Origin of the sequence: Streptomyces sp. NPDC002870, assembly GCF_042888505.1 — a bacterium.
GTDB lineage: Bacteria > Actinomycetota > Actinomycetes > Streptomycetales > Streptomycetaceae > Streptomyces.
In genome coordinates, this window is the sequence record NZ_JBIAPW010000001.1 from 53,642 (window position 1) to 76,419 (window position 22,778).

The 22,778-nt window shown below is 68.4% G+C and carries 20 protein-coding genes and 1 tRNA gene; 11 read left to right on the plus strand and 10 right to left on the minus strand.

Features of this window, described 5'->3' with window-relative positions; all coding sequences use genetic code 11:
• Positions 1-70: 70 nt before the first annotated feature.
• Complete coding sequence (locus ACFYWY_RS00270; RefSeq protein ID WP_389177233.1) at positions 71-1,282, minus strand: alpha/beta hydrolase; 1,212 nt, start codon at positions 1,280-1,282, stop codon at positions 71-73.
• Positions 1,283-1,753: 471 nt separating this feature from the next.
• Here ACFYWY_RS00270 and ACFYWY_RS00275 point away from each other — a divergent pair, with 471 nt between their 5' ends.
• Positions 1,754-2,113: a peptidase inhibitor family I36 protein gene (locus ACFYWY_RS00275; protein ID WP_389177236.1), complete on the plus strand. Its 360-nt coding sequence runs from the start codon at positions 1,754-1,756 to the stop codon at positions 2,111-2,113.
• A 35-nt stretch (positions 2,114-2,148) separates the two neighbouring features.
• On the opposite strand, the gene ACFYWY_RS00280 is transcribed toward ACFYWY_RS00275, so the two are convergent.
• Together ACFYWY_RS00280 and aceE are read right to left on the minus strand one after the other, a co-directional pair.
• A complete protein-coding gene (locus ACFYWY_RS00280) occupies positions 2,149-2,934 on the minus strand; it encodes a potassium channel family protein (RefSeq protein WP_389177239.1) in 786 nt (261 codons plus the stop codon).
• Positions 2,935-3,023: 89 nt separating this feature from the next.
• A complete protein-coding gene (aceE, locus tag ACFYWY_RS00285) occupies positions 3,024-5,756 on the minus strand; it encodes a pyruvate dehydrogenase (acetyl-transferring), homodimeric type (RefSeq protein WP_389177242.1) in 2,733 nt (910 codons plus the stop codon).
• Positions 5,757-6,217: 461 nt separating this feature from the next.
• Here aceE and ACFYWY_RS00290 point away from each other — a divergent pair, with 461 nt between their 5' ends.
• From ACFYWY_RS00290 to ACFYWY_RS00315, 6 genes are all read left to right on the plus strand, one after another.
• On the plus strand, positions 6,218-6,655 hold the full coding sequence (locus tag ACFYWY_RS00290) for a DUF3052 domain-containing protein (RefSeq protein ID WP_389177245.1): 438 nt from the start codon (positions 6,218-6,220) through the stop codon (positions 6,653-6,655).
• A 107-nt stretch (positions 6,656-6,762) separates the two neighbouring features.
• A complete protein-coding gene (locus tag ACFYWY_RS00295; protein WP_389177248.1) occupies positions 6,763-7,221 on the plus strand; it encodes a peroxiredoxin in 459 nt (152 codons plus the stop codon).
• A gap of 122 nt (positions 7,222-7,343) precedes the next feature.
• Positions 7,344-7,919: a TerD family protein gene (locus ACFYWY_RS00300; RefSeq protein WP_389177251.1), complete on the plus strand. Its 576-nt coding sequence runs from the start codon at positions 7,344-7,346 to the stop codon at positions 7,917-7,919.
• A gap of 116 nt (positions 7,920-8,035) precedes the next feature.
• On the plus strand, positions 8,036-8,611 hold the full coding sequence (locus tag ACFYWY_RS00305) for a TerD family protein (RefSeq protein WP_389177254.1): 576 nt from the start codon (positions 8,036-8,038) through the stop codon (positions 8,609-8,611).
• A gap of 75 nt (positions 8,612-8,686) precedes the next feature.
• Positions 8,687-9,820: a DUF475 domain-containing protein gene (locus ACFYWY_RS00310; RefSeq protein ID WP_389177257.1), complete on the plus strand. Its 1,134-nt coding sequence runs from the start codon at positions 8,687-8,689 to the stop codon at positions 9,818-9,820.
• Positions 9,821-10,091: 271 nt separating this feature from the next.
• Positions 10,092-10,829: a Tellurium resistance gene (locus ACFYWY_RS00315; RefSeq protein WP_389177260.1), complete on the plus strand. Its 738-nt coding sequence runs from the start codon at positions 10,092-10,094 to the stop codon at positions 10,827-10,829.
• Between the two features lie 6 nt (positions 10,830-10,835).
• Here ACFYWY_RS00315 and ACFYWY_RS00320 read toward each other — a convergent pair whose 3' ends face one another.
• Positions 10,836-11,624, minus strand: coding sequence for a TerD family protein (locus ACFYWY_RS00320; protein WP_389177263.1), 789 nt, complete (start codon positions 11,622-11,624; stop codon positions 10,836-10,838).
• A gap of 177 nt (positions 11,625-11,801) precedes the next feature.
• Here ACFYWY_RS00320 and ACFYWY_RS00325 point away from each other — a divergent pair, with 177 nt between their 5' ends.
• The 3 genes from ACFYWY_RS00325 (at position 11,802) to ACFYWY_RS00335 (ending at position 16,407) form a co-directional block, all read left to right on the plus strand.
• Entirely contained in the window at positions 11,802-12,968 is a 1,167-nt protein-coding gene (locus ACFYWY_RS00325) for an HpcH/HpaI aldolase/citrate lyase family protein (RefSeq protein ID WP_389177265.1), read from the plus strand.
• Positions 12,965-15,517, plus strand: coding sequence for a phosphoribosyltransferase (locus tag ACFYWY_RS00330; protein WP_389177268.1), 2,553 nt, complete (start codon positions 12,965-12,967; stop codon positions 15,515-15,517). The genes ACFYWY_RS00325 and ACFYWY_RS00330 overlap by 4 nt, the downstream gene beginning before the upstream one ends.
• A gap of 143 nt (positions 15,518-15,660) precedes the next feature.
• The gene (locus ACFYWY_RS00335; RefSeq protein WP_389178368.1) at positions 15,661-16,407 is read left to right on the plus strand and encodes an HAD family hydrolase; all 747 of its coding nucleotides are present in this window, start codon (positions 15,661-15,663) and stop codon (positions 16,405-16,407) included.
• A 60-nt stretch (positions 16,408-16,467) separates the two neighbouring features.
• Here ACFYWY_RS00335 and ACFYWY_RS00340 read toward each other — a convergent pair whose 3' ends face one another.
• The 5 genes from ACFYWY_RS00340 to ACFYWY_RS00360 all read right to left on the minus strand — a co-directional run bounded on the left by ACFYWY_RS00340 (position 16,468) and on the right by ACFYWY_RS00360 (position 20,467).
• A complete protein-coding gene (locus ACFYWY_RS00340; protein ID WP_389177271.1) occupies positions 16,468-16,695 on the minus strand; it encodes a zinc ribbon domain-containing protein in 228 nt (75 codons plus the stop codon).
• 72 nt (positions 16,696-16,767) lie between these two features.
• Entirely contained in the window at positions 16,768-17,412 is a 645-nt protein-coding gene (locus ACFYWY_RS00345; protein WP_389177274.1) for a FadR/GntR family transcriptional regulator, read from the minus strand.
• Positions 17,413-17,474: 62 nt separating this feature from the next.
• Positions 17,475-18,044: a DUF4383 domain-containing protein gene (locus tag ACFYWY_RS00350; RefSeq protein ID WP_389177276.1), complete on the minus strand. Its 570-nt coding sequence runs from the start codon at positions 18,042-18,044 to the stop codon at positions 17,475-17,477.
• A 183-nt stretch (positions 18,045-18,227) separates the two neighbouring features.
• A complete protein-coding gene (locus ACFYWY_RS00355) occupies positions 18,228-19,604 on the minus strand; it encodes a hypothetical protein (RefSeq protein WP_389177279.1) in 1,377 nt (458 codons plus the stop codon).
• A 71-nt stretch (positions 19,605-19,675) separates the two neighbouring features.
• Positions 19,676-20,467, minus strand: a complete 792-nt coding sequence (locus ACFYWY_RS00360) for a DUF4097 family beta strand repeat-containing protein (protein ID WP_389177282.1) — start codon at positions 20,465-20,467, stop codon at positions 19,676-19,678.
• A 190-nt stretch (positions 20,468-20,657) separates the two neighbouring features.
• On the opposite strand from ACFYWY_RS00360, the gene ACFYWY_RS00365 reads away from it, so the two are divergent.
• Positions 20,658-20,732 (plus strand) — tRNA-Val (locus ACFYWY_RS00365).
• A 402-nt stretch (positions 20,733-21,134) separates the two neighbouring features.
• Here ACFYWY_RS00365 and ACFYWY_RS00370 read toward each other — a convergent pair.
• On the minus strand, positions 21,135-22,673 hold the full coding sequence (locus ACFYWY_RS00370; RefSeq protein ID WP_389177284.1) for an SIR2 family protein: 1,539 nt from the start codon (positions 22,671-22,673) through the stop codon (positions 21,135-21,137).
• Positions 22,674-22,778 lie beyond the last annotated feature (105 nt).

Here is a 22,778-nt window from a genome sequence, read left to right on the forward strand (position 1 = left end):
CTCATCGTAGGCGGCGTGCGCCCGCGCGTCTGCATCGGTGCGAGGCCCGATCCACGACGCTCTACGCGCGTCAGGCCGCCTCGTTGCCGTAAATACCACTGCGGCATGTGTCATCTTCGCTCGCGCAGCTCACGCTGCGGTACGAACCGACCCCTATCTCCGCGAAGTTGCTGATGCTCTCCGTACCCGGCTCGAAATAGCCGGCGTGGCCGACCGCGCCTGCCGCGGAGAGCACCCGCGCCCCGAACTGCGGTGTCACCGGGTCCTCGCCGTGCCCGAGACCGCCGACTTCGAGATGCGGTACCCCCTGGATCCAGTCGTCGCTGTCCCGCATCGCCCAGACCCGGGCGCGTGCTTGGAGTCCGGCGACGTTCTGGGCGCGCATGCCGGGGCTGCCGGCCACCGCTATGTCGTCGACCCGGTCGGGCAGTTGGCGGGCCGCGACTCCGCAGACGACGGAGCCGTAACTGTGGCAGAACAGCGCGACCCTGGAGTCGCCGGGCAGCGCGTTCGTGAGCGCGGTCAGCCGGACCGCGCCGCTCTCGGCGAGGCGGCCGATGGCCGAGTCCATGCCGACGCCGACGGGCGCGGTGTAGTCGGCCCAGGCGATGACGGCGGTACGCGTACCAGGGGATGCGGCCCGCTCTGCGGCGTACAGCGACTGCGCCATGCCGAGGGGCGCGGTGTACTTGCGGGCGGTCCTCTGGAAGGTGAGCAGATTGGTGTCGACGCCGGGGACGATCACCGAGACGCGCTGGGCGCGGCCGAGGTCGCCGAGCACCTCGGCGACCTTGCCGGACCCGGACGGGTCGAAGGCGAGGATCTGCCGGTCGGCGCTCATCAGCGCCTTGAAGCGGTGCATACGGCGGACGGCCTCGCGTTGGCCGTCCGCGGTGAGGTTGGGGTCGGTCACGCGCTTGCGCTCGAGCTCGAGTGAGTGTGCGAGGGCCGTGCGGTTGGCGCGGTAGCGCAGGGTGACCGGGGCGCCGTTGAGATTGCCGACGACGAGCGGGTAGCGGTCGGCGAGCCGGGCCCGCTGGGCACTGCCGAGCGAGCCGAAGAAGGCGGCCAGCCGATGCGGCGCGGAATCGGTCCCCGGTAGCGCCCGCGCCCCTATCCGGGCCTTGGTCCAGCCGGCCAGCTCCGCCTCGAGAGCGTTACGGGGACCGCCCTGATGTCGTACGGCGGTCCAGCCGGTGGTCGCCAGCATGATGAACACGACCGCGAGGGCGAGCAGGGTGCGCCAAGCGGTAAGGGTGGGGGAGGAGTCGAAGGAAGTCACTGCGGGACACCCTAGGAGACGCGCGAGGGGGCTCGCGAAGACCGTGAGAGAGATCACGTGTTCCCGGGGGGATGGGGGGAAGACCGTCACATTCCGTGCGCGAGGGGGGTACGCTCCGGCGCGAAGACGCGGTGTCGTCCAGGACGGCTCGGCCGCAATCGCCGGGTCCGCCGACGTGTTGATCGCCGGGTCCGCCTACGCGCTGTCCGAACGGGGCAGCCCGCTCGTCGCCCTGCTGACCAAGCGCGGCGCGAACGCCGAGCCGGGTGCGGGCGCGGCCCACATCTGACGCCCGTACGTCACGCGCTGACGTCAACCGCGCGCGTACAACAGCCCCGCCGGGCCCGCCCGGCGGGGCTGTCACCTATCCGGGTGATCTGCGCCGTACCCCCTTCCCCGACCCGTCCGCCGCAGGTCAGGGTGCGGTCAACTGATCAGCAAGTGACCAGTGCGACACGGGGGTTGACCGATATGCGCAAGATCGTCACGGCCGCATTCCTGGCCGCAGCAGTACTGGCTCCGCAGACGGCGACCGCCGCGCAGCCCCGTCTCGGGGAGTGCGCGGCGGGCGAGCTCTGTCTCTGGGAGAAGGGGAACTTCCAGGGCGTCCGCCAGGCCCATGAACTGTCCGGCACCGACATCGAGAGCTGTGTGCCGCTGCCGCCGGGCACCACCGCACAGTCGCTGGCCAACCGGACCGGGCGGCCCGTCACCACGTACCAGTCGGCGGAGTGCGAGGAGACGGGTGAGTTCGACACCTACCCGGGCGGCGGCACCTGGGTGCCCCAATCGCCGTACGGAGTAAGGGCGTTCAAGATCTGGGAGAGCTAGGGGGAGAGCCGGGAGGACGACCCGGGCGGAGAGAGTTAGCCGACGGGCTGCTCGGGCACAGGACCCGGCGCCGGTACGGGAGCGGTGGCCCCGGCGACCGCTCCCGACAGCCGCCCGACCTCCGCCCGCAGGTCCTTGATCTCCTGCGTGAGCGCTTCGAGGAGCGCCGTCTGCCGGCGCTCCTCCGCGTCGTCGCGCTCGAAGCGGGAGATGAACCACGCCGCGATATTGGCGGTGACGACACCGAGCAGCGCGATTCCCGACAGCATCAGCCCGACCGCGAGCACCCGCCCGAGTCCCGTCGTCGGCGCGTGATCGCCGTATCCGACCGTCGTCATCGTCGTGAACGACCACCACACCGCGTCGCCCAGCGTCTTGATGTTCCCCCCGGGCGCGTCCCGCTCCACATGCAGCACGGCCAGCGAGCCGAACATCATCAGCCCCACCACCGCGCCCCCGACATACGTCGTCAGCGTGACCTGCGGCGCCATCCTGGCCCGCCGGCCCACCAGCAGCAGCGTGGAGACGACCCGCAGCAGCCGCAGCGGCTGCACCAGCGGCAGCACCACCGCGACCAGGTCCAGCGGATGGCTGCGTACGAACAGCCGCTTGCCCGGCGCCAGCGCCAGCCGTACGAGGTAGTCGAAGGCGAACGCGCCCCACACCGTCCATTCGGTGACCGTGCACAGGGTGTGCACCCACGGGTCCGCGCCGGGCGCGACGATGGGCACGGCGTACCCGACGGCGAACGCCACGGCGAGCGCCAGCAGGGGTTTCTGCATGCGCTGTTCCCACCGGACCTGCGCTGTTCGCTGCTTCATGCCACCCATCGTCATGCCACGCATCGTAAAGAAGCCGAAGGGCGGCGGAACCCGCCCGGGTCCCGCCGCCCTTCACCGCGTTGCGGAAACTACGCGTCGCCCCCGGCAGGGCCCGGGTCCGCCGCGGCCACGTCCAGCAGCTGGTAGCGGTCCACCGCCTGCTTCAGCACCGAGCGGTCGACCTTGCCCTCCCGCGCCAGCTCCGTGAGCACCGCGAGCACGATCGACTGCGCGTCGATGTGGAAGTAGCGACGGGCGGCGCCACGCGTGTCGGCGAAGCCGAAGCCGTCCGCGCCCAGCGAGGTGTACGTGCCCGGCACCCAGCGCGAGATCTGGTCCGGTACCGAGCGCATCCAGTCGGAGACGGCCACGAACGGCCCCTCGGAGCTGGACAGCTTCTGCGTCACATACGGCACGCGCTGCTCCTCCTCCGGGTGGAGCAGGTTGTACCGGTCGACGTCGACGGCCTCGCGCCGCAGCTCGTTCCAGGACGTCGCCGACCACACATCGGCGCGCACATTCCACTCCTCGGCGAGGATCCGCTGCGCCTCGAGCGCCCACGGCACGGCCACACCGGACGCCATGATCTGCGCGGGGATCGCGCCGGCCTCGCCCGCCTTGTAGCGGTAGATGCCCTTGAGGATGCCCTCGGCGTCCACGCCCTCCGGCTCTGCCGGGTGCTGGATCGGCTCGTTGTAGACGGTGAGGTAGTAGAAGACGTCCTCGGCGTCAGGGCCGTACATCCTGCGCAGACCGTCCTGGACGATGTGCGCGATCTCGAAGCCGAAGGCCGGGTCGTACGCGACACAGCCCGGGTTCGTCGAGGCGAGCAGCTGCGAGTGGCCGTCCGCGTGCTGCAGCCCCTCACCGGTCAGGGTCGTGCGTCCCGCGGTCGCACCCAGCACAAAGCCGCGTGCGAGCTGGTCGGCCATCTGCCAGAACTGGTCGCCGGTGCGCTGGAAACCGAACATCGAGTAGAAGACGTACACCGGGATCAGCGGCTCGCCGTGCGTGGCGTACGAAGAACCCGCAGCGATCAGCGAGGCCGTGCAGCCCGCCTCGGAGATGCCGTCGTGCAGCATCTGCCCGGTCGGCGACTCCTTGTACGCGAGCAGCAGGTCGCGGTCCACCGCTTCGTACTGCTGCCCCAGCGGGTTGTAGATCTTGGCGGTCGGGAAGAACGAGTCCATTCCGAAGGTGCGGTACTCGTCCGGCGCGATCAGCACGAAGCGCTTGCCGATCTCCTTGTCCCGCATCAGGTCCTTGAGCAGCCGTACGAACGCCATGGTGGTGGCGATCGACTGCTGCCCCGAGCCCTTCTTGACCGCGGCGTACGTCTTGTCCTCTGGCAGGACCAGCGGCTTGGACCGCACGACACGGGTCGGGACATACCCGCCCAGCGCATTGCGGCGGTCGTGCATGTACTGGATCTCCTCCGAGTCGCGGCCCGGGTGGTAGTACGGCGGCGGGCCGTCCTCGAGCTGCTTGTCGGAGATGGGGATGTGCAGCCGGTCCCGGAAGCGCTTGAGGTCGTCGACCGTCAGCTTCTTCATCTGGTGGGTCGCGTTGCGGCCCTCGAAGTTCGGGCCGAGCGTCCAGCCCTTGACCGTCTGGGCGAGGATCACGGTCGGCTGGCCCTTGTGGGCCTTGGCCGCCGCGTACGCCGCGTAGACCTTCTTGTGGTCGTGGCCACCGCGGCCCAGGTGCAGGATCTGGTCGTCGGTCATGTTCTCGACCATGGCGCGCAGCCGGTGGTCGTCGCCGAAGAAGTGCTCACGGATGTACGCGCCGGTCTCGGTGGCGTACGTCTGGAACTGGCCGTCGGGCGTGGTGTTCAGCTTGTTGACCAGCACGCCATCGCGGTCCTGCGCGAGCAGCGGGTCCCAGGAGCGGTCCCAGACCAGCTTGATGACGTTCCAGCCGGCGCCGCGGAACTGCGACTCGAGCTCCTGGATGATCTTGCCGTTGCCGCGTACCGGGCCGTCGAGGCGCTGCAGGTTGCAGTTGACGACGAAGGTCAGGTTGTCCAGGCCCTCGCGGGCGGCGATGGAGAGCTGTCCGAGCGACTCGGGCTCGTCCATCTCGCCGTCGCCGAGGTAGGCCCACACATGCGACTTGGAGGTGTCGGCGATGCCGCGCGCCTCCAGATAGCGGTTCATCCGGGCCTGGTAGATCGCGCCGAGGGGGCCGAGGCCCATCGAGACGGTCGGGAACTCCCAGAAGTCCGGCATCAGCCGCGGGTGCGGGTAGCTGGACAGACCGTCGGGGGCCTTGGACTTCTCCTGGCGGAAGGCGTCGAGCCGGGCCTCGCTGAGGCGGTCGAGCAGGAAGGCGCGGGCGTAGATGCCGGGGGAGGCGTGGCCCTGGAAGAAGATCTGGTCGCCGCCGTCGCCCTGGTCCTTGCCGCGGAAGAAGTGGTTGAAGCCCACGTCGTAGAGGGAGGCGGAGGAGGCGAACGTGGCGATGTGGCCGCCGACACCGATGCCCGGGCGCTGCGCGCGGGAGACCATCACCGCGGCGTTCCAGCGGGTCGCGTTGAGGACCTTGCGCTCGATCTCCTCGTTGCCGGGGAAGAACGGCTCGTCCTTGGTGGCGATAGTGTTGATGTAGTCGGTGCTGCGCATCTCGGGCACGGCCACGCGCTTCTCGCGGGCCCGCTCGATGAGTCGGAGCATCAGGTAGCGGGCGCGCTCCCGGCCCCGCTCGTCGACGGCGGCGTCGAGGGAGTCCAGCCACTCCTGGGTCTCTTCAGGATCGAAGTCCGGGACCTGGCTGGGAAGGCCGCCAATGATGATCGGGTTGCGATCGGATCCGGAAGCCACGCTATTCCTTCGCTGTTCGATGGGTTCTGCGTCTACGGGACGTAGGGGGGATGTCTACTCGGTGTCGCACCGCCTCCCATCGTGTACCGCGGGGAGGCAAACGTCATCTCTACCGAGGGGTAACCCTCGATCTCCTAGACATACGGCCCGAACCGCTGTTCCGGGGCAGGCCAAATCGCAACCTTACGCCCAACCCGTCAATGCGTTTCGTTTCGCTGTTCGGTTCCGATTGGCACACTGAAGGGGAAGAATGCCGCAAGGACGGCCGAATGGTGTCCCATGAATCAGGAGAGGGCGCCGAGCGTGCCTGGAGTTGCGTCGAGACGGCCGTAAACGTCACCGTTTCGGCGGTCTGGACGGCCGGGTACTTGCGCGATCCGTCCCGCCCGTGTGGACTACGGCCAATGCCACGCGTACGCGCGAGGCCGCAGCATTTTCCGAAAACGATCAGGAGGCAAGCCGTGAGCGCGACCGCGGACCACGCGGAGGAGCGGACCAACCCAGCCGCAAGGCTGGGGTTCGAGCCCGGACAGGTGGTCCAGGAGATCGGCTACGACGACGACGTCGAGCAGGAGCTCCGTGAGGGCATCGAGGCCGTGACGGGCCAGGAAATCGTCGACGAGGACTACGACGACGTCGCAGACGTCGTGTTGCTGTGGTTCCGGGACGAGGACGGCGACCTTACGGACGCACTGGTTGACGCCATCGGTCTGATCGAGGAGGGCGGAGCCGTCTGGCTGTTGACGCCCAAGACCGGCCGTGACGGGTACGTCGAACCAAGCGACATCAACGAGGCCGCACAGACCGCGGGACTCTCCCAGACCAAGAGCATCAACGCCGGCAAGGACTGGACCGGCAGCAGGCTGGTGACTCCCAAGGCGGCGAAGTCGAAGCGCTGAGCCGCAGCAGCAGGCCCGTGGCCCCCACCGACGCAGGTCGGCGGGGGCCTTCTGCGTAGGGTGAGAAGCCACTGGATCGGACTGTCCGAGTCGAAGGGATGAACGCTATGGCGATCGAGGTCGGGACCGAGGCCCCGGATTTCGAGCTCAAGGACAACCACGGCCGCACGGTGAGCCTCGCCGGGTTCCGCGGTGAGAAGAACGTAGTGCTCCTCTTCTATCCCTTCGCCTTCACCGGCGTATGCACGGGCGAGCTGTGCGCGCTCCGTGACGAGCTGCCGACGTTCGTCAACGACGACACCCAGCTGCTCGCCGTCTCCAACGACTCGATCCACACGCTGCGCGTCTTCGCCGAGCAGGAGGGCCTGGAGTACCCGCTGCTCTCGGACTTCTGGCCGCACGGCGAGACCTCGCGCGCGTACGGCGTCTTCGACGAGGAGAAGGGGTGCGCGGTTCGCGGAACCTTCATCATCGACAAGGAGGGCGTGGTCCGCTGGACGGTCGTCAACGGCCTGCCGGACGCCCGCGACCTGAATGACTACGTCAAGGCGCTGGACGCCCTCTGATTCTTGGGGCAATCCCTGCGCTAAAGGCTGTTTGAGCGGGAACCGGTCACTAGGATCCACTCGTTGATCCGACACCAACGCACGACGGGGGCGGCTGCCCCTTACAACACCTGGAGGGACTCGTGGGAGTCAGCCTCAGCAAGGGCGGCAACGTCTCGCTGACCAAGGCCGCACCCAACCTGACCGCGGTCATCGTGGGCCTGGGCTGGGACGTCAGGACCACCACCGGCACCGACTTCGACCTCGACGCCAGCGCCCTGCTGACCAACGCCGAGGGCAAGGTCGCCACCGACGGCAACTTCGTCTTCTTCAACAACCTCAAGAGCACCGACGGCTCCGTCGAGCACACCGGTGACAACCTCACGGGCGAGGGCGAGGGCGACGACGAGCAGATCAAGGTCAATCTCGCATCGGTCCCGGCCGACGTCGAGAAGATCGTCTTCCCGGTCTCGATCTACGAGGCAGAGGGCCGTCAGCAATCCTTCGGCCAGGTGCGCAACGCGTTCATCCGCGTCGTCAACCAGGCCGACAGCAACGAGCTCGCGCGCTACGACCTGAGCGAGGACGCCTCGACCGAGACCGCGATGGTCTTCGGCGAGCTCTACCGCAATGGCGCGGAGTGGAAGTTCCGTGCCATCGGCCAGGGTTATGCCTCGGGCCTGCGCGGCATCGCGCAGGACTTCGGCGTGAACGTCTGAGCCGGCACCACCAGCAGCACCAGCAGCAGCATCTCCGCTTCCGGCGCCGCACATTCTCCGTGCGGCGCCGGACGTGCCTGTTCCACCATCACCGCCATCCGGGGAGGACCAAGAACATGGGCGTCACGCTCGCCAAGGGAGGCAATGTCTCCCTCTCCAAGGCCGCACCGAACCTCATACAGGCGTTGATCGGACTCGGCTGGGACGCGCGCTCCACCACCGGAGCGCCTTTCGACCTCGACGCCAGCGCGCTGCTGTGCGAATCGGGACGGGTGCTCGGCGACGAGTACTTCGTTTTCTACAACAACCTCAAGAGCCCCGAGGGCTCCGTCGAGCACACCGGCGACAACCTCACGGGCGAGGGCGAGGGCGACGACGAGTCGCTGCTGGTGGACCTGTCCAAGGTGCCGGCCAATGTCGACAAGATCATCTTCCCGGTCTCCATTCATGACGCGGACAACCGTGGCCAGACGTTCGGCCAGGTCAGCAATGCCTTCATCCGGGTGGTGAACCAGGCGGACGGCCAGGAACTCGCGCGCTACGACCTGAGCGAGGACGCCTCGACCGAGACCGCGATGATCTTCGGCGAGCTCTACCGCTACGGCGGCGAATGGAAGTTCCGGGCTGTGGGGCAGGGGTACGCGTCGGGGCTGCGGGGCATCGCTCTAGACTTCGGGGTCAATGTTTCGTAAAGCCGCGTACGGCGCGAAGGGAGACCCTCCCCCAGACTCCGTCCGGGGGGACCTCCATAACACGATTGGGTACCAGTGGTTCTGAAAACCTTCGGCTGGTCGTTCGCGGTCACCGCGCTCGGCCTGGTCGCAGCGGTCTTGTTCGGCGGGTGGACCGCGTTCGGTGTCGTCGCGATCCTGTCCGTCCTCGAGATCTCGCTGTCCTTCGACAATGCGGTGGTCAACGCCGGAATCCTGAAGAAGATGAGTGCCTTCTGGCAGAAGATCTTCCTCACGATCGGCGTGCTCATCGCCGTGTTCGGCATGCGACTGGTCTTCCCCGTCGTGATCGTCGCCATCAGTGCCAAGATCGGCCCCATCGAGGCGGTCGACCTGGCGTTCAACGATGCTGAGCGCTACGAGCAGCTGGTCACCGACGCTCACCCGTCGATCGCCGCGTTCGGTGGCATGTTCCTGCTGATGATCTTCCTCGACTTCATCTTCGAGGACCGTGACATCAAGTGGCTCGGCTGGCTGGAGCGGCCGCTGGCCAAGCTCGGCAAGATCGACATGCTGTCGGTCTGCATCGCTCTGATCGTGCTGCTCGTCAGCGCCATGACCTTCGCGACCCAGGCGCACCAGCACGCCGGACACGCCGACAAGGCGGCGACGGTGCTGCTCTCCGGCGTCGCGGGTCTGATCACGTATCTGGTCGTCGGTGGTCTCTCCGGCTACTTCGAGAACAAGATCGAGGAAGAGGAGGAGCGCGAGCACGAGGCCGAGGAAGAGGCCAAGAGGAGCGGCAAGAAGGTTTCCGCGACCCAGCTGGTCGGCAAGGCCGCGTTCTTCATGTTCCTGTACCTCGAGGTCCTGGACGCCTCGTTCTCCTTCGACGGTGTCATCGGCGCCTTCGCCATCACCAACGACATCGTGCTGATGGCCCTCGGCCTCGGCATCGGTGCCATGTACGTGCGGTCGCTCACGGTCTACCTGGTCCGCCAGGGCACCCTGGACGACTACGTCTACCTGGAGCACGGCGCGCACTACGCGATCGGCGCCCTCGCGATGATCCTCCTCGTCACCATCCAGTACCAGATCAGCGAGATCATCACCGGCCTCGTCGGCGTCGTGCTGATCGCCTGGTCCTTCTTGTCATCGGTGCAGCGCAACAGGGCCATCGCGGCCGAGGCGAAATCGATCGAACCACAGGGCGACTCCGCGAAGGTGTGACCCTGCGGGGATTGCGGAACGCTCTGAGCGGGGGGGGGGGGGGGGGGGGGGGGGGCGGGGGGGGCGGCCCGCCCGGGGGGGGGGGGGGGGGGGGGGCGGCCGGGGGGGCCCCGCCCCCCCCCCCCCGCGCGCGGGGGGGGGGGGGGGGGGGGGGGCGCGGGGGGGGGGGGGGCCGGGCCGGCCCCGCCCCCCCCCCCCCCCCCCCCCCCCCCCCCCCCCCCCCCCCCGCGGGGTTCACTGCGGGGTTCACCGAAGTATCTGGGGGTGGGGCATGGCTTTCTGGGACAGCCTGTGGCGGAGCAGGGCACCGCAGTTCGACTCGGGCAGTGCCGCGACGAATTCCATCGAGCTGACCAAACGGCACCCGACGGTCTCGCTCACCAAACAGGGCGCGGCCACCGGCAATCTGCGCGTCAACCTCTCCTGGCGGATGCGTACGTCCGACATCGAGGGCAGGTCCAAGCAGAGCGGCAGGCTGCTGCGGCACCCCTTCAAGCTCTTCCAGCCCGATGTGGTCCAGGCCCACACCCAGGGTGTGGTCAATGTGGACCTCGACCTCGGCTGCCTCTATGAGCTGATGGACGGCAGCAAGGGTGTGGTGCAGCCGCTGGGCAGCTTCTTCGGCAGCATCAATGAGGCGCCGTATGTGAAGCTCAGCGGCGACGACCGGTTCGGCTCCCCCTCCGGCGAGACGATCTACGTCAATCTCGACCACCGCGAGTCGATAAAGCGGCTGCTGTTCTTCGCCTACATCTACGACCAGACGCCGGCCTTCGACCGTACGCACGCGCATGTGACGCTCTACCCGAGCAACGGCCCGCGGGTCGAGATAGAGCTCGACGAGCGCGCGCCGCAGGCCCGTTCCTGTGCGGTGTTCTCCATGGAGAACGTCAAGGGCGAGCTGGTCGTGCGCCGTGAAGTGAAGTTCGTGTACGGCTTCCAGGCGGAGCTGGACCGGTTGTACGGGTGGGGCCTGCAGTGGGGGCGCGGGTACAAGAACCGGGTCTAGCCGCGCTTACGGCCGGACGAACTGGGGGCCCATCGGGGGCAGCCGGAAGTTCGGGTCGGGGGCGTACGCCGCAGCGGCGGCGGGCTGGGGGTAGCCGTAGGCCGACCCCGCGGCGGGCTGGGTCGCCGCGGGCTGCGGGTATCCGTACCCGGGCTGGGCGGCGGAGGCGGGCGACTGGGGGTATCCGTACCCGGGCTGCGGGCTGTCCGGCGTGCCCTGGGCCGACGGCTCCGCGGCCGCCTCCGCCTCGTCCACCGAGATGCCGAACTCCGTGGCCAGACCCACCAGACCGGTCGGGTAGCCCTGCCCGACTGCGCGGAACTTCCAGCCCTCCCCGCGCCGGTACAGCTCGCCGCAGATGATCGCCGTTTCCTCGCCCGTCTCCGGCTTCACATCGAAGACGGTCAGCGGCTCGCTGTCGGCCAGGGCCGCGTCGTAGAGCAGTATCCGCAGATCCCGTACATGCTGGAAGGTGTCGCCGTCCGAGGACGCGGCGAGCACCACCTGATCGACCGACGCGTCGAGTGAGGAGAGATCCGCCTCGACCGTGTCCGTCAGATGCTCGGCGACACGCTTCTTGGGCAGCCGCCGCACCAGGCCCGACGGGTGGCGCGGCTGGTTGTAGAAGACGAAGTCCTCGTCCGAGCGCACGCGGCCGTCGGGGCCGAGCAACAGGGCGGAGGCGTCCACATCGGGGACCCCGGCGCCCGGGGTCCAGCGCAGCACGGCCCGTACGGCCGTGGCATCGAGAGGGACGTTCGAGCCCTTCAGCATCGCGTGCGTCATGACCGTCATCCTGCCTTCCCGCCGGCCGCGCGGACAACGCGGGGGCCCTTGTTCTCCGGCCGGGACATGGGCATGGTGCAAGCGGGTTACCTGGAATTCATGGACTTGGGGAACTCTTGACACAGAGTCGTACGTACTATTACCGGCCACGTCAGTCGGGCCGCCAAGGCAGTACGGGGGAAACACATGCGTCATTTCGGGCATCTTTCGCCTGCTGTCCGTGACAGTCTGTTCCACCGGGAGCCGTGCGAATTCACCGCCGCGTCTTCCGCCCGCACCCTCGCCACCGCGCTCGGCGCCACTCTCTACAGCCCGGCCACCCGGCCGAAGCTCGCTGACGACGCGCTCAAGCAGGTGGGCCGCGGAGTCGTCTCCATGGTCCTCTGCCTGGAGGATTCCATCGACGACGCGGATGTCGCCGCGGCCGAGGAGAACCTGGTCCGGCAGTTCGCCGACCTCGACGCGCGGGGCACGGAGCTGCCGCTGCTCTTCATCCGGGTCCGTGAGCCCGGGCAGATTCAGAGCCTGGTGGAGCGGCTCGGCCCCTCGGTCCGGCGACTGTCCGGATTCGTACTGCCGAAGTTCACGGAGGAGCGGGGCGTTCCGTTTCTTGAGGCCCTCACCTTCGCGGAAACGGAGAGCGGACAGCGTCTTTTCGCGATGCCCGTGCTGGAGTCTCCGGAGCTGCTCCACCTGGAAACGAGGACGGAGACGCTCGCGGGGATCGCACGCACGCTGAACAAATACCGGGAGCGGGTACTGGCGCTGCGACTCGGCGTCACGGACTTCTGCGCGGCGTACGGGCTGCGCCGGTCGCCCGACATGACCGCGTACGACGTCCAGATCGTCGCCGCCGTCATCGCCGACGTGGTGAACGTCCTGGGACGGGCGGACGGCACCGGGTACACGGTGACCGGCCCCGTATGGGAGTACTTCCGGCTTCAGGAGCGCATGTTCAAGCCGCAGCTGCGCCGAAGCCCCTTCATGGAGGGCCGGGCCGAAGAGCTGCGCACCGCACTCATCGAGCACGACCTGGACGGCCTGCTCCGCGAGATCGGGCTGGACCGGGCGAACGGGCTGCAGGGCAAGACCTGCATCCACCCCTCGCATGTGCTGCCCGTGCACGCACTGTCAGTGGTCAGTCACGAAGAGTTCAGCGACGCGCAGGACATCCTGCGGCCGGAGCGGGACGGCGGAGGCGTGATGCGTTCCGCGTACACGAACAAAATGAACGAAGTGAAGCCGCACCGGGCCTGGGCCGAGCGCACACTGCTGCGTGCGGAGGTCTTCGGGGTGGCCAAGGAGGATGTCGGCTTCGTGGAGCTGCTCACGGCCGGAATTTCGGCTGAATGACGAGGAGAGAGACAGACACCGTGGTGTGGTCGGGAACGTGGGTCGCCGAGCGGCTCGGCGTCGGGCTCGTGGGAGACGAGACGCTGAGCGCCCTGCTGGGGCTGGCTCTGCGCCGCAATCCCAAGCGCGCGCATCTGCTCGTGTCGAACGTGCTGGGCAAGCATGTGCCGCAGTCACCGGCGGTGGTGTACGGCGCGGGGTACGGGCTCGGTGAGCGGGTACGGGAGCTGCTCGGCCCCGAGGACGCGTCACGCGCGGTGGTCCTGGGCTACGCGGAGACGGCGACGGGCCTTGGCCACTCGGTGGCGGACGGGCTGGGCCTCGCGCCGTATCTGCACTCCACACGCCGTCCGGTCCAGGGCGTGGAACGGGCGGGCGGCTTCGAGGAGTCCCACTCGCACGCGACGTCACACCTGCTGCTGCCGGAGGACCCGCGGCTGCTGGCGGGGGACGGCCCGCTGGTGCTGGTGGACGACGAGTTCTCGACGGGCAACACGGTGCTCAACACGATCCGCGACCTGCACGGGCGCCACCCGCGCGACCGGTACGTGATCGTGGCACTGGTCGACATGCGGTCGGACGACGACCGCGACCGTCTGTCGGTCCTCGCGCGGGAGCTGGGCACGCGGGTCGACCTTGTGGCACTGGCGTCGGGGACGCTACGGCTGCCGGAGGGCGTGCTGGAGAAGGGCCAGGCGCTGGTGGCGGAGTATGAGGCGGCCGACGGGGCGGTGGGTGCTGGCTCGCGCCCGGCTGCCGAGCCGCCGGCGGGCAGCGAGGGCCGGGCCGGTCAGGCCGCCGCGCGCGCCACCCCCCGCCGCGCCGTCCGCGTCGAGCTCGGCTGGCCCCGTCAGGTGCCCGACGGGGGACGGCATGGATTTACGCCCCGGCACCGGGAGCTGCTGGAGCCCGCCCTGCCGCGCATGGCCGCGCGCATCGCCGACGCGCTCGGCGACACGGCCACGGGCCGCTCGCGCCGCGTGCTCGTGCTCGGGTTCGAGGAGCTGATGTACGCGCCTCTCCGGCTCGGGACCGCTCTTGAGCAGCTCGTCGACGCCGACGTGCGGTACTCCACCACCACCCGCTCGCCCGTCCTCGCCGTCGACGACCCCGGCTACGCCATACGCAGCCGCCTCGTCTTCCCCGCCCACGACAACCCCGCCGACGGCCCCGGCGAGCGGTACGCCTACAACGTCGCCGGCGCCGGCTTCGACGCCGTCGTGGCCGTAGTCGACTCGGCAGCCGACACCCCCCAACTGCACGCCCCCGACGGCCTGCTGGCCCAGCTCGCCGCACACACCCCGCACGTCGTACTGGCCGTCGTCCCCAGCTACGTGCCCAGTTACGCACCCGAATTCGTATCCGAAAGAGCTGCCATGCTGCCCGAGCCCCTCCGCGGCCCCGAGTTCTCCTCCTACGCGGCGGCCGACGTCGGATGGCTGCTCCAGGATCTGTCCGCGACCGAGCTGGAGGCTCCCACGGAGGAGCGCGAGGAGGCCATACAGGGCGGCGCGCACTACGCCGAGTCGCTCCCCGTCGAGTACCAGCCCAGCGCCCAGTACCAGGAGCTGTTCAAGGCCGCCCTGGAAACGTCCGCGGCCCGTATCGCCCGCGCCGTCGGCACCGTCACCGAGACCGTCATCGCCGAGCTCCCCCAGCGCCGGCGGCCTGGGAGGGACCCCCACGAGCCGCGCCCCGTACTCGTGTCGCTGGCCCGCGCAGGCACCCCCGTCGGCGTGCTGATGCGCCGCTGGGCGCAGCACCGGCACGGCCTGGACCTGCCGCACTACGCCGTGTCCATCGTCCGTGGCCGCGGCATCGACACCAACGCCCTGCGCTGGCTCCAGCAGCACCACGACCCGGCCGACGTCGTGTTCGTCGACGGCTGGACCGGCAAGGGCGCGATCACCCGCGAACTGGCCGACGCGCTCGCCGAGTTCGAGGGCTTCAACCCCGAGATCGCCGTCCTGGCCGACCCCGGCGGCTGTGTCCGCACCTACGGCACCCGCGAGGACTTCCTCATCCCCTCCGCCTGCCTCAACTCCACGGTCTCCGGCCTGATATCGCGTACGGTGCTCCGCGCCGACCTGGTCGGCCCGAACGACTACCACGGCGCGAAGTTCTACCGCGAGCTCGCCGACAGTGATGTCTCGGAACACTTCCTGGACACCGTCGCCGCCCGCTTCGACGAGGTCGCGACCGCCGTCGACGCCGACGTCAAGGAGCTTCTGTCGGCGGACCGCGCACCCACCTGGGAAGGCTGGGCCGCCGTCGAGCGGATCAGCGAGGAGTACGGCATCCACGATGTGAACCTGGTCAAGCCGGGCGTCGGCGAGACCACGCGCGTACTGCTTCGCCGCGTCCCCTGGAAGATCCTCGCCAAGCGCGGCGCGGGCGCCGACCTCGACCATGTACGGCTGCTGGCCGAGCAGCGCGGCGTACCGGTCGAGGAGGTCGACGGACTTCCGTACACCTGCGTCGGATTGATCCACCCCCAGTACACCCGCGGCGCGACCGGCGCCGACGGAAAGGCGGTGTCGGCCCTGTGAGCACCGCAGCGCAGAGGCAGCCGCAGACGCAGACGGGTACGCAGCCGCGTACGCAGTCTCAGTCGAGCGCGCAGAGGAAGCCGCTCGTCGTCAGCGACCTCGACCGCACCCTCATCTACTCCGCCCCCGCCCTCCAGCTCCCCATGCCGGACGCGGACGCACCCCGCCTGCTCTGCGTCGAGGTGTACGAACACAAGCCCCTGTCGTACATCACTGAGACCGCGGCCGGGCTGCTGACCCAGCTCGCCGCCGACACCGTCTTCGTACCGACCACCACCCGCACTCGCGAGCAGTACCACCGCATCCATCTCCCGGGCCCCGCCCCAGAGTTCGCGATCTGCGCCAACGGCGGGCACCTTCTCGTCGACGGCGTGTCCGATCCCGAATGGCAGCGGCAGGTCGCCGCCCGCCTCGCCGACGAGTGCGCCTCGCTCGCCGAGGTACGCGACCACCTCCTCGCGGCCGCCGACCCCGCCTGGCTGCTCAAGGAGCGGATCGCCGAAGGCCTCTTCGCGTATCTGGTCGTGGAGCGGAGCCTGCTGCCCGAGGGCTGGGTCAAGGAGCTCGCCGAATGGGCGGAGGGCCGCGGCTGGACCGTCTCGCTCCAGGGCCGCAAGATCTACGCCGTGCCCCAGCCGCTCACCAAGAGCGCGGCGGTCCGCGAAGTCGCCCGCCGTACGGATGCCACGCAGATCCTCGCGGCCGGGGACTCCGTCCTCGACGCCGATCTGCTGCTCGCCGCGGACCGCGCCTGGCGGCCGGGCCACGGAGAGCTCGCCGACAGCGGCTGGATCGCCCCGAACGTCGAGGTGCTCCGCGAGACGGGCGTCGTTGCGGGCGAGGAGATCCTGCGCCGGTTCAGCCTCGCCGCGACCCCGCTGCTGGGCTGACCGGACGGCGGGATGGCGGCGGGGCGGCCGGGCGGTAGGGCGCGGTCTGGGCGAGTCGCCTCAGCCGCAGCAGCCGCCTCCGCAGCAACCCCCGCCCCCGCCCCCGCCACCGCTTGCGCCGCCGGGCGCGGGCGCGGACTTCGTACCGCCGACGGCGACGGCCGAGAGCAGCTTGACGGTGTCGTCGTGGCCGGCCGGGCAGCTCGCCGGGTCGGAGGACTGGGCCATCGGCCGGTTCACTTCGAAGGTGTCGCCGCAGCTGCGGCAGCGATATTCGTAACGAGGCATGGCCTCAGGTTATCGGCAGCGCGACGGTTGTCCGGGTCGCGCTCCACAGGTGGCGGTGTACCGGCGCTCGTGCTACGGATGCTCGCGCATCGCGAGGTCGAGCAGTTCGAGCGTGGCCATGTACGCGCCGTCCATGTCCCCTTCCCGCACCCGCTCCACGACAGCCGCGTGCACGCCGACCGGATCCTCCGGCGTCCCCGCCAGGTGCACGCGCCGGTCGCGCTCGATGAGCACGGGGATGATCACCCGGCGCATCTGCGCGAAGAACCGGTTGCGTGAGGCGGCCAGCAGGGCGGTGTGGAACGACGCGTCCGAGCGCACGCCGAGCACCGGATCGTCCCCGGCCGCCCTCATCGCGTCGAGCGCCGCGTCGAGCGCCGCGAGGTCCTGTTCGCTGCGGTGCCCGGCGGCGAGCGATGCGGCTGCCGGTTCGATGGAGCGGCGCAGCTCCAGCATGTCCGCGAAGAAATCGGTCGGCGCACCGGCGGCGAGCGTCCAGCGCAGCACGTCGGAGTCCAGGAGGTTCCAGTCGTCCCGGGGCCGTACGAACGTGCCGCGCCGCCGACGGGCGTCGATCAGACCCTTCGTCGTCAGCACCTTGATCGCTTCGCGCAGCACGACCTGGCTGACGTCGAGCTCGTCCATCAGCTCCGGCAGATCGAGCGGGTCGCCCTCGCCGTAGGTGCCGTCGAAGATCCGGCGGGCGAGATCCTCCACGGCGGACCCGTGCACCCCGCGGCCCGCGTAGCCGGCGTAGCCGGTGTTGCTCGTGCCGGCCTCTATTCGCTTGTTCCCTTTCGTAGCACCTCACCCCGTTCGCGCCGCCGGGCGCGCTGCTCCTGGTCCGCCTCGTCGGGGTGGCGGGCCTTCCAGTACGGGTTGTCGTGCGGCAGCGTCGCGCTGACCCGGCCGTACATCCCGAAGAACATCAGCATCACGCCCACCACAAAGCTGAACAACACGTTCTGGATGTGGAAGGCGAGGAAGTTGAAGTCGGTGTCCAGCAGGGCGAGATTGAGGAAGCCGCTGAGGATGAAGGCGACGCCGAGGACCATGTTCACGGTCGAGGCGAAGTTGCCGCCGATGATCATCCCGATGAAGAGCAGCGCCCCTACGCAGATGGACAGGACGCTCAGGGCGCCGTTGGTGTTGAGCCCCGCGACGGTGTCACCGCTGGTGTCGAAGAAGCCGACCTTGTCGATCAGCCCGAGAATGCCGAAGGCGAGCAGCACGAGCCCCATCAGACCGGCGCCCACACGGTAGACCTGGCTGAGGCGATGGTCGACGGGGAGGTGTTCGTCGAGCCGGATGCGTCGGGTGGTTTCGGGGTGCGGTACGTGTGTTGCCATGTCTGGGCTCCCTTTGTACGTACTCGTACCCCCCAGGATCCGCCCGAGACCGCGGCCGGACAACCAGGGGGCGCGCCCGGGTGACCAGCGGCGGGAGCTCAGGCGCGGGCGGGAGGGCATGCCGTGAGCGGGGTGGCGGGGCGGGGCCCTGCCCCGGGAGCAGGGGGCCGACGGGGCGGGGCCTCAGACGCCGGCCGTGCCGCCCGCGCCGCGCTCCTCGCGGATCTGCTCGACCACGCGCGCTACCGCGCGCCGTACCGCCTCGGTCTCCATCAGGAAGTGCCAGTAGTCGGGGTGCCGGCTCTCGAGCCCGGCGACGGCCCGCTCCAGCCGGGCCACCGAGTCGTCCAGCGGCCGCGCATGACGCGGATCCGGGGTGTTGCGCCCGGCCATGGCAAGGCGCTGCGCGTCGCGGATGGCGAAGCGGGTCCGGTCGATCTCCTGCTGCGGGTCCTTGGCCACGGCATTGAGCCGCCGCAGCCGGTCGCCGGCCGCGGAGACTGCCTCATCGGTGGCGTTCAGCAGCGCCCGTACCGTACTGAGCAGGGCCGTCGCATCCGCCCACCGCTGCTCGTCGCGCGCTTTCGCCGCCTCCCGGAGCTTCTCCTCGGCCTGGCGGACGCTGATCGCCGCCTGTTCGGGGACGGGCTGCAGATCCTGCCAGCAGGCGGCGGAGAAGCGCCGCCGCAGCTCGCTCAGGACGGGTTCGACGGATCCGGCGCGGTTGGTGAGGGCCTCCGCGCGCGTACGGAGAGACACCAGGCGCTTTTCGGTCTCGGCGGCGCGCTCGGGCAGCCGCTCGGCCTCGACCCGTACGGCTTCGGCGTCGCGCAGCACGCGATCGGCGCGCTGGAGAGTCTCGGCCACGCCGTGCCGCCCGGCGCCCTGGTTGAGCATGGTCAGCTCGGGAGCGAGCGCGGCGAGGCGAGCCGCGAGATCGTCCGCTCGCAAACCCGAGCCCCGCGCCGAATCGAGAGCATTGCTCGCGGAAAGGAGCGCCCCCCTCGCCCGCTCCACGGCGGGAGCGAGCCGGGCGAGCTGCGTCTCCGCCTTGTCGAGCAGCGGCCCGAGCCCCTGCGTAAACCGGTCGAGGTCCCCCTTGACCCGTACGAGCTCGTCCTTGGCGCTGGTGAGTTCACCGCGCGCGTGCGCTGCTACGGAGGCTTCGAGGTCGTCCCGGTCGAGGTCGTGCGCGTCGACGGCGGTGATGTACCGATGGCTCACCTCGTCGATCCGCTGCCCCAGCGCGGCGAAGTCGTCCACGGCCCGGCGCGCCCCCGGCGAACTGTCCACCGCCGAGATCGTCTCGATCGAGATCCGCAGATCGCGCTGGGCGGTGTCCAGCTCGTAGAAGGCAGCGGCGGCGGCGTCCTTCGCGGCCTGCGCATCGGCCCGCTGACTCTCCCCGCGCCCGCCGAACCAGCGCCGCGTCCCCCCGCCGGCGAACGCGCCCGGCAGCGCAGCGACGATCAAAGGCACAGGCAGCAGCATCAACGCGAGGACATCCCGGACGGCACTCGCCTGCCCTCTTGCATGAGGCCGCGCGTGTGTCGCCGTCACATCCCTCTCCCGTGCCGTGTCGCCCTGCCCGGTTCATTCTCCCACCAGGTAATGACGAACACACGGGTCTGTTAGTTCGCGCTTCGCACAGTGACTTTGCCGTTGTCGCTGCGGGCCTTGACGACGTGAGAGCTGCTGTCGTCGGTCGGCACGTCGATGTCCACACCGCCGTTGTCGCTCTTGGCCGTCACGGCGTACGGAGCCCCCGCACCCGGCAGCTCGATGGTGATCCCGCCGTTGTCACTCACGGTCTCCACGCGATCGGGCACCGCGACGAGCCCGAGCCGCACGGATCCGTTGTCCGCCCGGACGCTCACGGTCTTGGCGCTGACGCGCTCGGTGACGACGGCCCCGTTGTCGCTGTCGACCCGGAGCGGCCCGCTGGAGTCCCGGACGGTCACCGCGCCATTGTCGGACCGGATCTTCAGCGCCGTGTCGAACCCACTGGCGGTGACGCTCCCGTTGTCGTCCTCCACGGTCACGGCAACCCCGCGCGGCACCTTGACGGTGTGCCGCGCCTCGCAGTCGCTGGCCACGGCATCACACCTCACCCGGAGGGTCAGCTTCCCGTCCTTCATCTTCCAGGACGGCTCGGGCCCGTTCCCCATGAACACCCACCCGTCGACCTGCCGGGTCACCTGCACGTCTTTGACGTCGGCGGCGACGAGCTCGATGGCGGAGTCGTCGGAGTCGATGGTGAGGGCCTTCCCGGCGAGAGGGAACGACTTGCTCTCGACGGGCGCTTCTCCGGCGTCGGCACTACCGCACCCGGCAAGGGCGCCCGCGGCAAGGACGACCCCGGCGGCGACGACGAGCGCGCGAGTGCGGGTGCGGGTGGCGTGGTTGTCGCGGATTGAGGCCACGGTGATCGTTCCCCCAGGTAGTTCGGCAGAGTGGTTCTGCCGATGTGCCCTCAAGGTAGGAGTTCGCAGGTGGGAGAACGATCCGGGCGACCACCGTCTCGGGGTGGGGGTAGCCCCCGTACCCAGGCGGCGGGGGAGAACGGGTTTGCAGGGCGGCCCCCTGCGCCATGTACGCTGTTCCCTCATCCACGGGTGCGTAGCTCAGGGGTAGAGCGCTGCTCTTACAAAGCAGATGTCGGCGGTTCGAAACCGTCCGCGCCCACCAGCCAAAACGCTCCCGCAGCGAGCCGCTGCGGGAGCGGTGACGGCAAGGATTGACGGCGGTTGGTCAGCGTGACCTAACGTCTCACTGTCTGCTGGGGAAGTCGCCCCACATCACAAGAGCACCCCGGCCGCGGCAGGGGTGCAGGGTCTGGCGATTCAGGCCGTGCTCCTGTTATCCCCCCGTCTGGCTGGCCGTCAGCCACACACCGAACGGCGAAGGGCTGATGAGAGCCCCCCTGAGCGGTCGGTTCCGCGACCCTCTGATCATGCGTTACGCCTGGCCAGTCAGGCCGGTGGATAAGCCGCTCCGCCGCCCCCGCAGACGTCGACCCAGGATTGCCCGGAGCGCGCGAACACGGGCCATTTCGACTCGCACATGTGAGTATCCGTCCTCTTCGGACATTCACCTCCCTCGAATCTTCTCCACCGCTCTCGGCATTTCGTCATGCGATGCGAACCAAATCACCGCGAGACCCAGCTCCGCCAGCACGTCCTCTTGTAGCTTATGGTGGAGATCTAGAAATGCCTTTGCTGACACGGAGGACACTTTGGGTTTTCCTCTAGCGTCTTGTGGTGAGTGTGCGATCAATTCTTCCAGCGATGTCCTCTTCATGAACGCAAAGTGGCGCGGGGCACCATGGCCGGTCCTGCCGAACTCGAGCAAGCGCCTCAGATTCGGATCGGTTAGTGACAGCCCCACCAGAAGGCAACTGCTCTGCTGGAACGATTGCAACTGCGTCGTATTCGCCCAGTGGTAGGGATCCCTAAACACTCTGTGGTATGCCTCCTCTGAGAAGGTCAACGTGGATTCTTCCAGTCGTTGATATCTGTGTGCATCCTTTGGTAGAAATCCGTGAGGGTGATAGACGGCGAGTTCATCGTCCTGTGCCTGCTGCCCACCCAAGTAGATGCTCCGATAGTAGATACCTTCCGCTTCCAGAACTGATTCAAATAGATCATCGAAGTTGTATGTGATTACTGAACGAACTTTGGGTCCGGTGCGCCACGGCATGCAAAGCTTTGCCAACTCCTTGAGCAGAGGCGATGCTTTCCTCCCATTAGTAGCATGCTCATATAGCGCCTTTGAGAGAACGCTTTGAAAAGTGCGAGGATCGCCAAAGCCCGTCCTAAGGTACCGAGCCGACAGGAGGGGGGATTCCCCCTCGCCAATTTTGCGTGCCGCCTCGGCAAGAGGGTGAATCTGTTCATTGCCGATCGAAGGAAATATCTTTTTCTCGTCGACAATCTTGCCAAGCTGCTGGGTGATGAGCGCGACATGCAAGTTGCTGAGCAGCTGCTCCCAGTTCGGAATGTCCATGCCGGAAGACACTCCCGCCCCGAGGACGAGAACAATTCCTTCCCTTCGGTAAATGTCCCCAAGTTGTTTCAATCGTTCATCTGTGAGGCTCTTCCAGTCGATGTTCGGTGTTTTTAGGCCAGCCCTGATGGACATCTGAGCGAGGTGCGGAAACTCCGACTCAAGCGCATCCCACTGACCATCGAAAAGGTTTCGGATGTCGTCGGGGCTCCACAGGTGGACCTCGCGAGGAGACCGGGCGGCCATTTCCTCCAGTTGCTTCTTCTCCGCCTCGCCCAACTCTGCGGTATAGGCGAAGAGGAGGCTTCTGACGTCCTGGTTGGCGTCAAGTTGGGGTAGAATTCGATCGAGTTCTGCAGGGACAGCCGAGCCAGAAGCCGTCACGCACAGCCAGACAGCCATAACGCCAGGAATGTCCCCCATCCCTTTAGGCAATTTGGCGTCGAATTCGCCGGGCGGGGTCAAGCCGGCCGTCTCTCCAGGATATTTAATCGATCCATTTTGAGATTTGGCGTCGAGCTCCACAGCGGTCAAGATGAGCGCTTTATGGAACTGTTCCCTAATTTGCGGACTTGCCAAATCGAAAATTAGTGGAGCGGCCGCGAAAAGGCTCTTCTCTGCCAAGGTCCGGATTGTGTCCCTAATGGATTTTGCGCCCATCCATCACTCCCAAGGGTCAAATCGATATGCGATACCGCCTTCAGTAACGTTACGACCCATATGATTGGA

Bases quoted from the DNA above. Each gene is read 5' to 3' on its own strand.
- ACFYWY_RS00295 (WP_389177248.1), top strand. From the start codon at position 6,763: ATGGCGATCGAGGTCGGGACCGAGGCCCCGGATTTCGAGCTCAAGGAC.
- ACFYWY_RS00350 (WP_389177276.1), bottom strand. From the start codon at position 18,044: ATGGCAACACACGTACCGCACCCCGAAACCACCCGACGCATCCGGCTC.
- ACFYWY_RS00275 (WP_389177236.1), top strand. From the start codon at position 1,754: ATGCGCAAGATCGTCACGGCCGCATTCCTGGCCGCAGCAGTACTGGCT.
- ACFYWY_RS00335 (WP_389178368.1), top strand. From the start codon at position 15,661: ATGCCGGACGCGGACGCACCCCGCCTGCTCTGCGTCGAGGTGTACGAA.
- ACFYWY_RS00320 (WP_389177263.1), bottom strand. From the start codon at position 11,624: ATGACGGTCATGACGCACGCGATGCTGAAGGGCTCGAACGTCCCTCTC.
- ACFYWY_RS00325 (WP_389177265.1), top strand. From the start codon at position 11,802: ATGCGTCATTTCGGGCATCTTTCGCCTGCTGTCCGTGACAGTCTGTTC.
- ACFYWY_RS00315 (WP_389177260.1), top strand. From the start codon at position 10,092: ATGGCTTTCTGGGACAGCCTGTGGCGGAGCAGGGCACCGCAGTTCGAC.
- ACFYWY_RS00305 (WP_389177254.1), top strand. From the start codon at position 8,036: ATGGGCGTCACGCTCGCCAAGGGAGGCAATGTCTCCCTCTCCAAGGCC.
- ACFYWY_RS00340 (WP_389177271.1), bottom strand. From the start codon at position 16,695: ATGCCTCGTTACGAATATCGCTGCCGCAGCTGCGGCGACACCTTCGAA.
- ACFYWY_RS00280 (WP_389177239.1), bottom strand. From the start codon at position 2,934: ATGAAGCAGCGAACAGCGCAGGTCCGGTGGGAACAGCGCATGCAGAAA.
- ACFYWY_RS00330 (WP_389177268.1), top strand. From the start codon at position 12,965: ATGACGAGGAGAGAGACAGACACCGTGGTGTGGTCGGGAACGTGGGTC.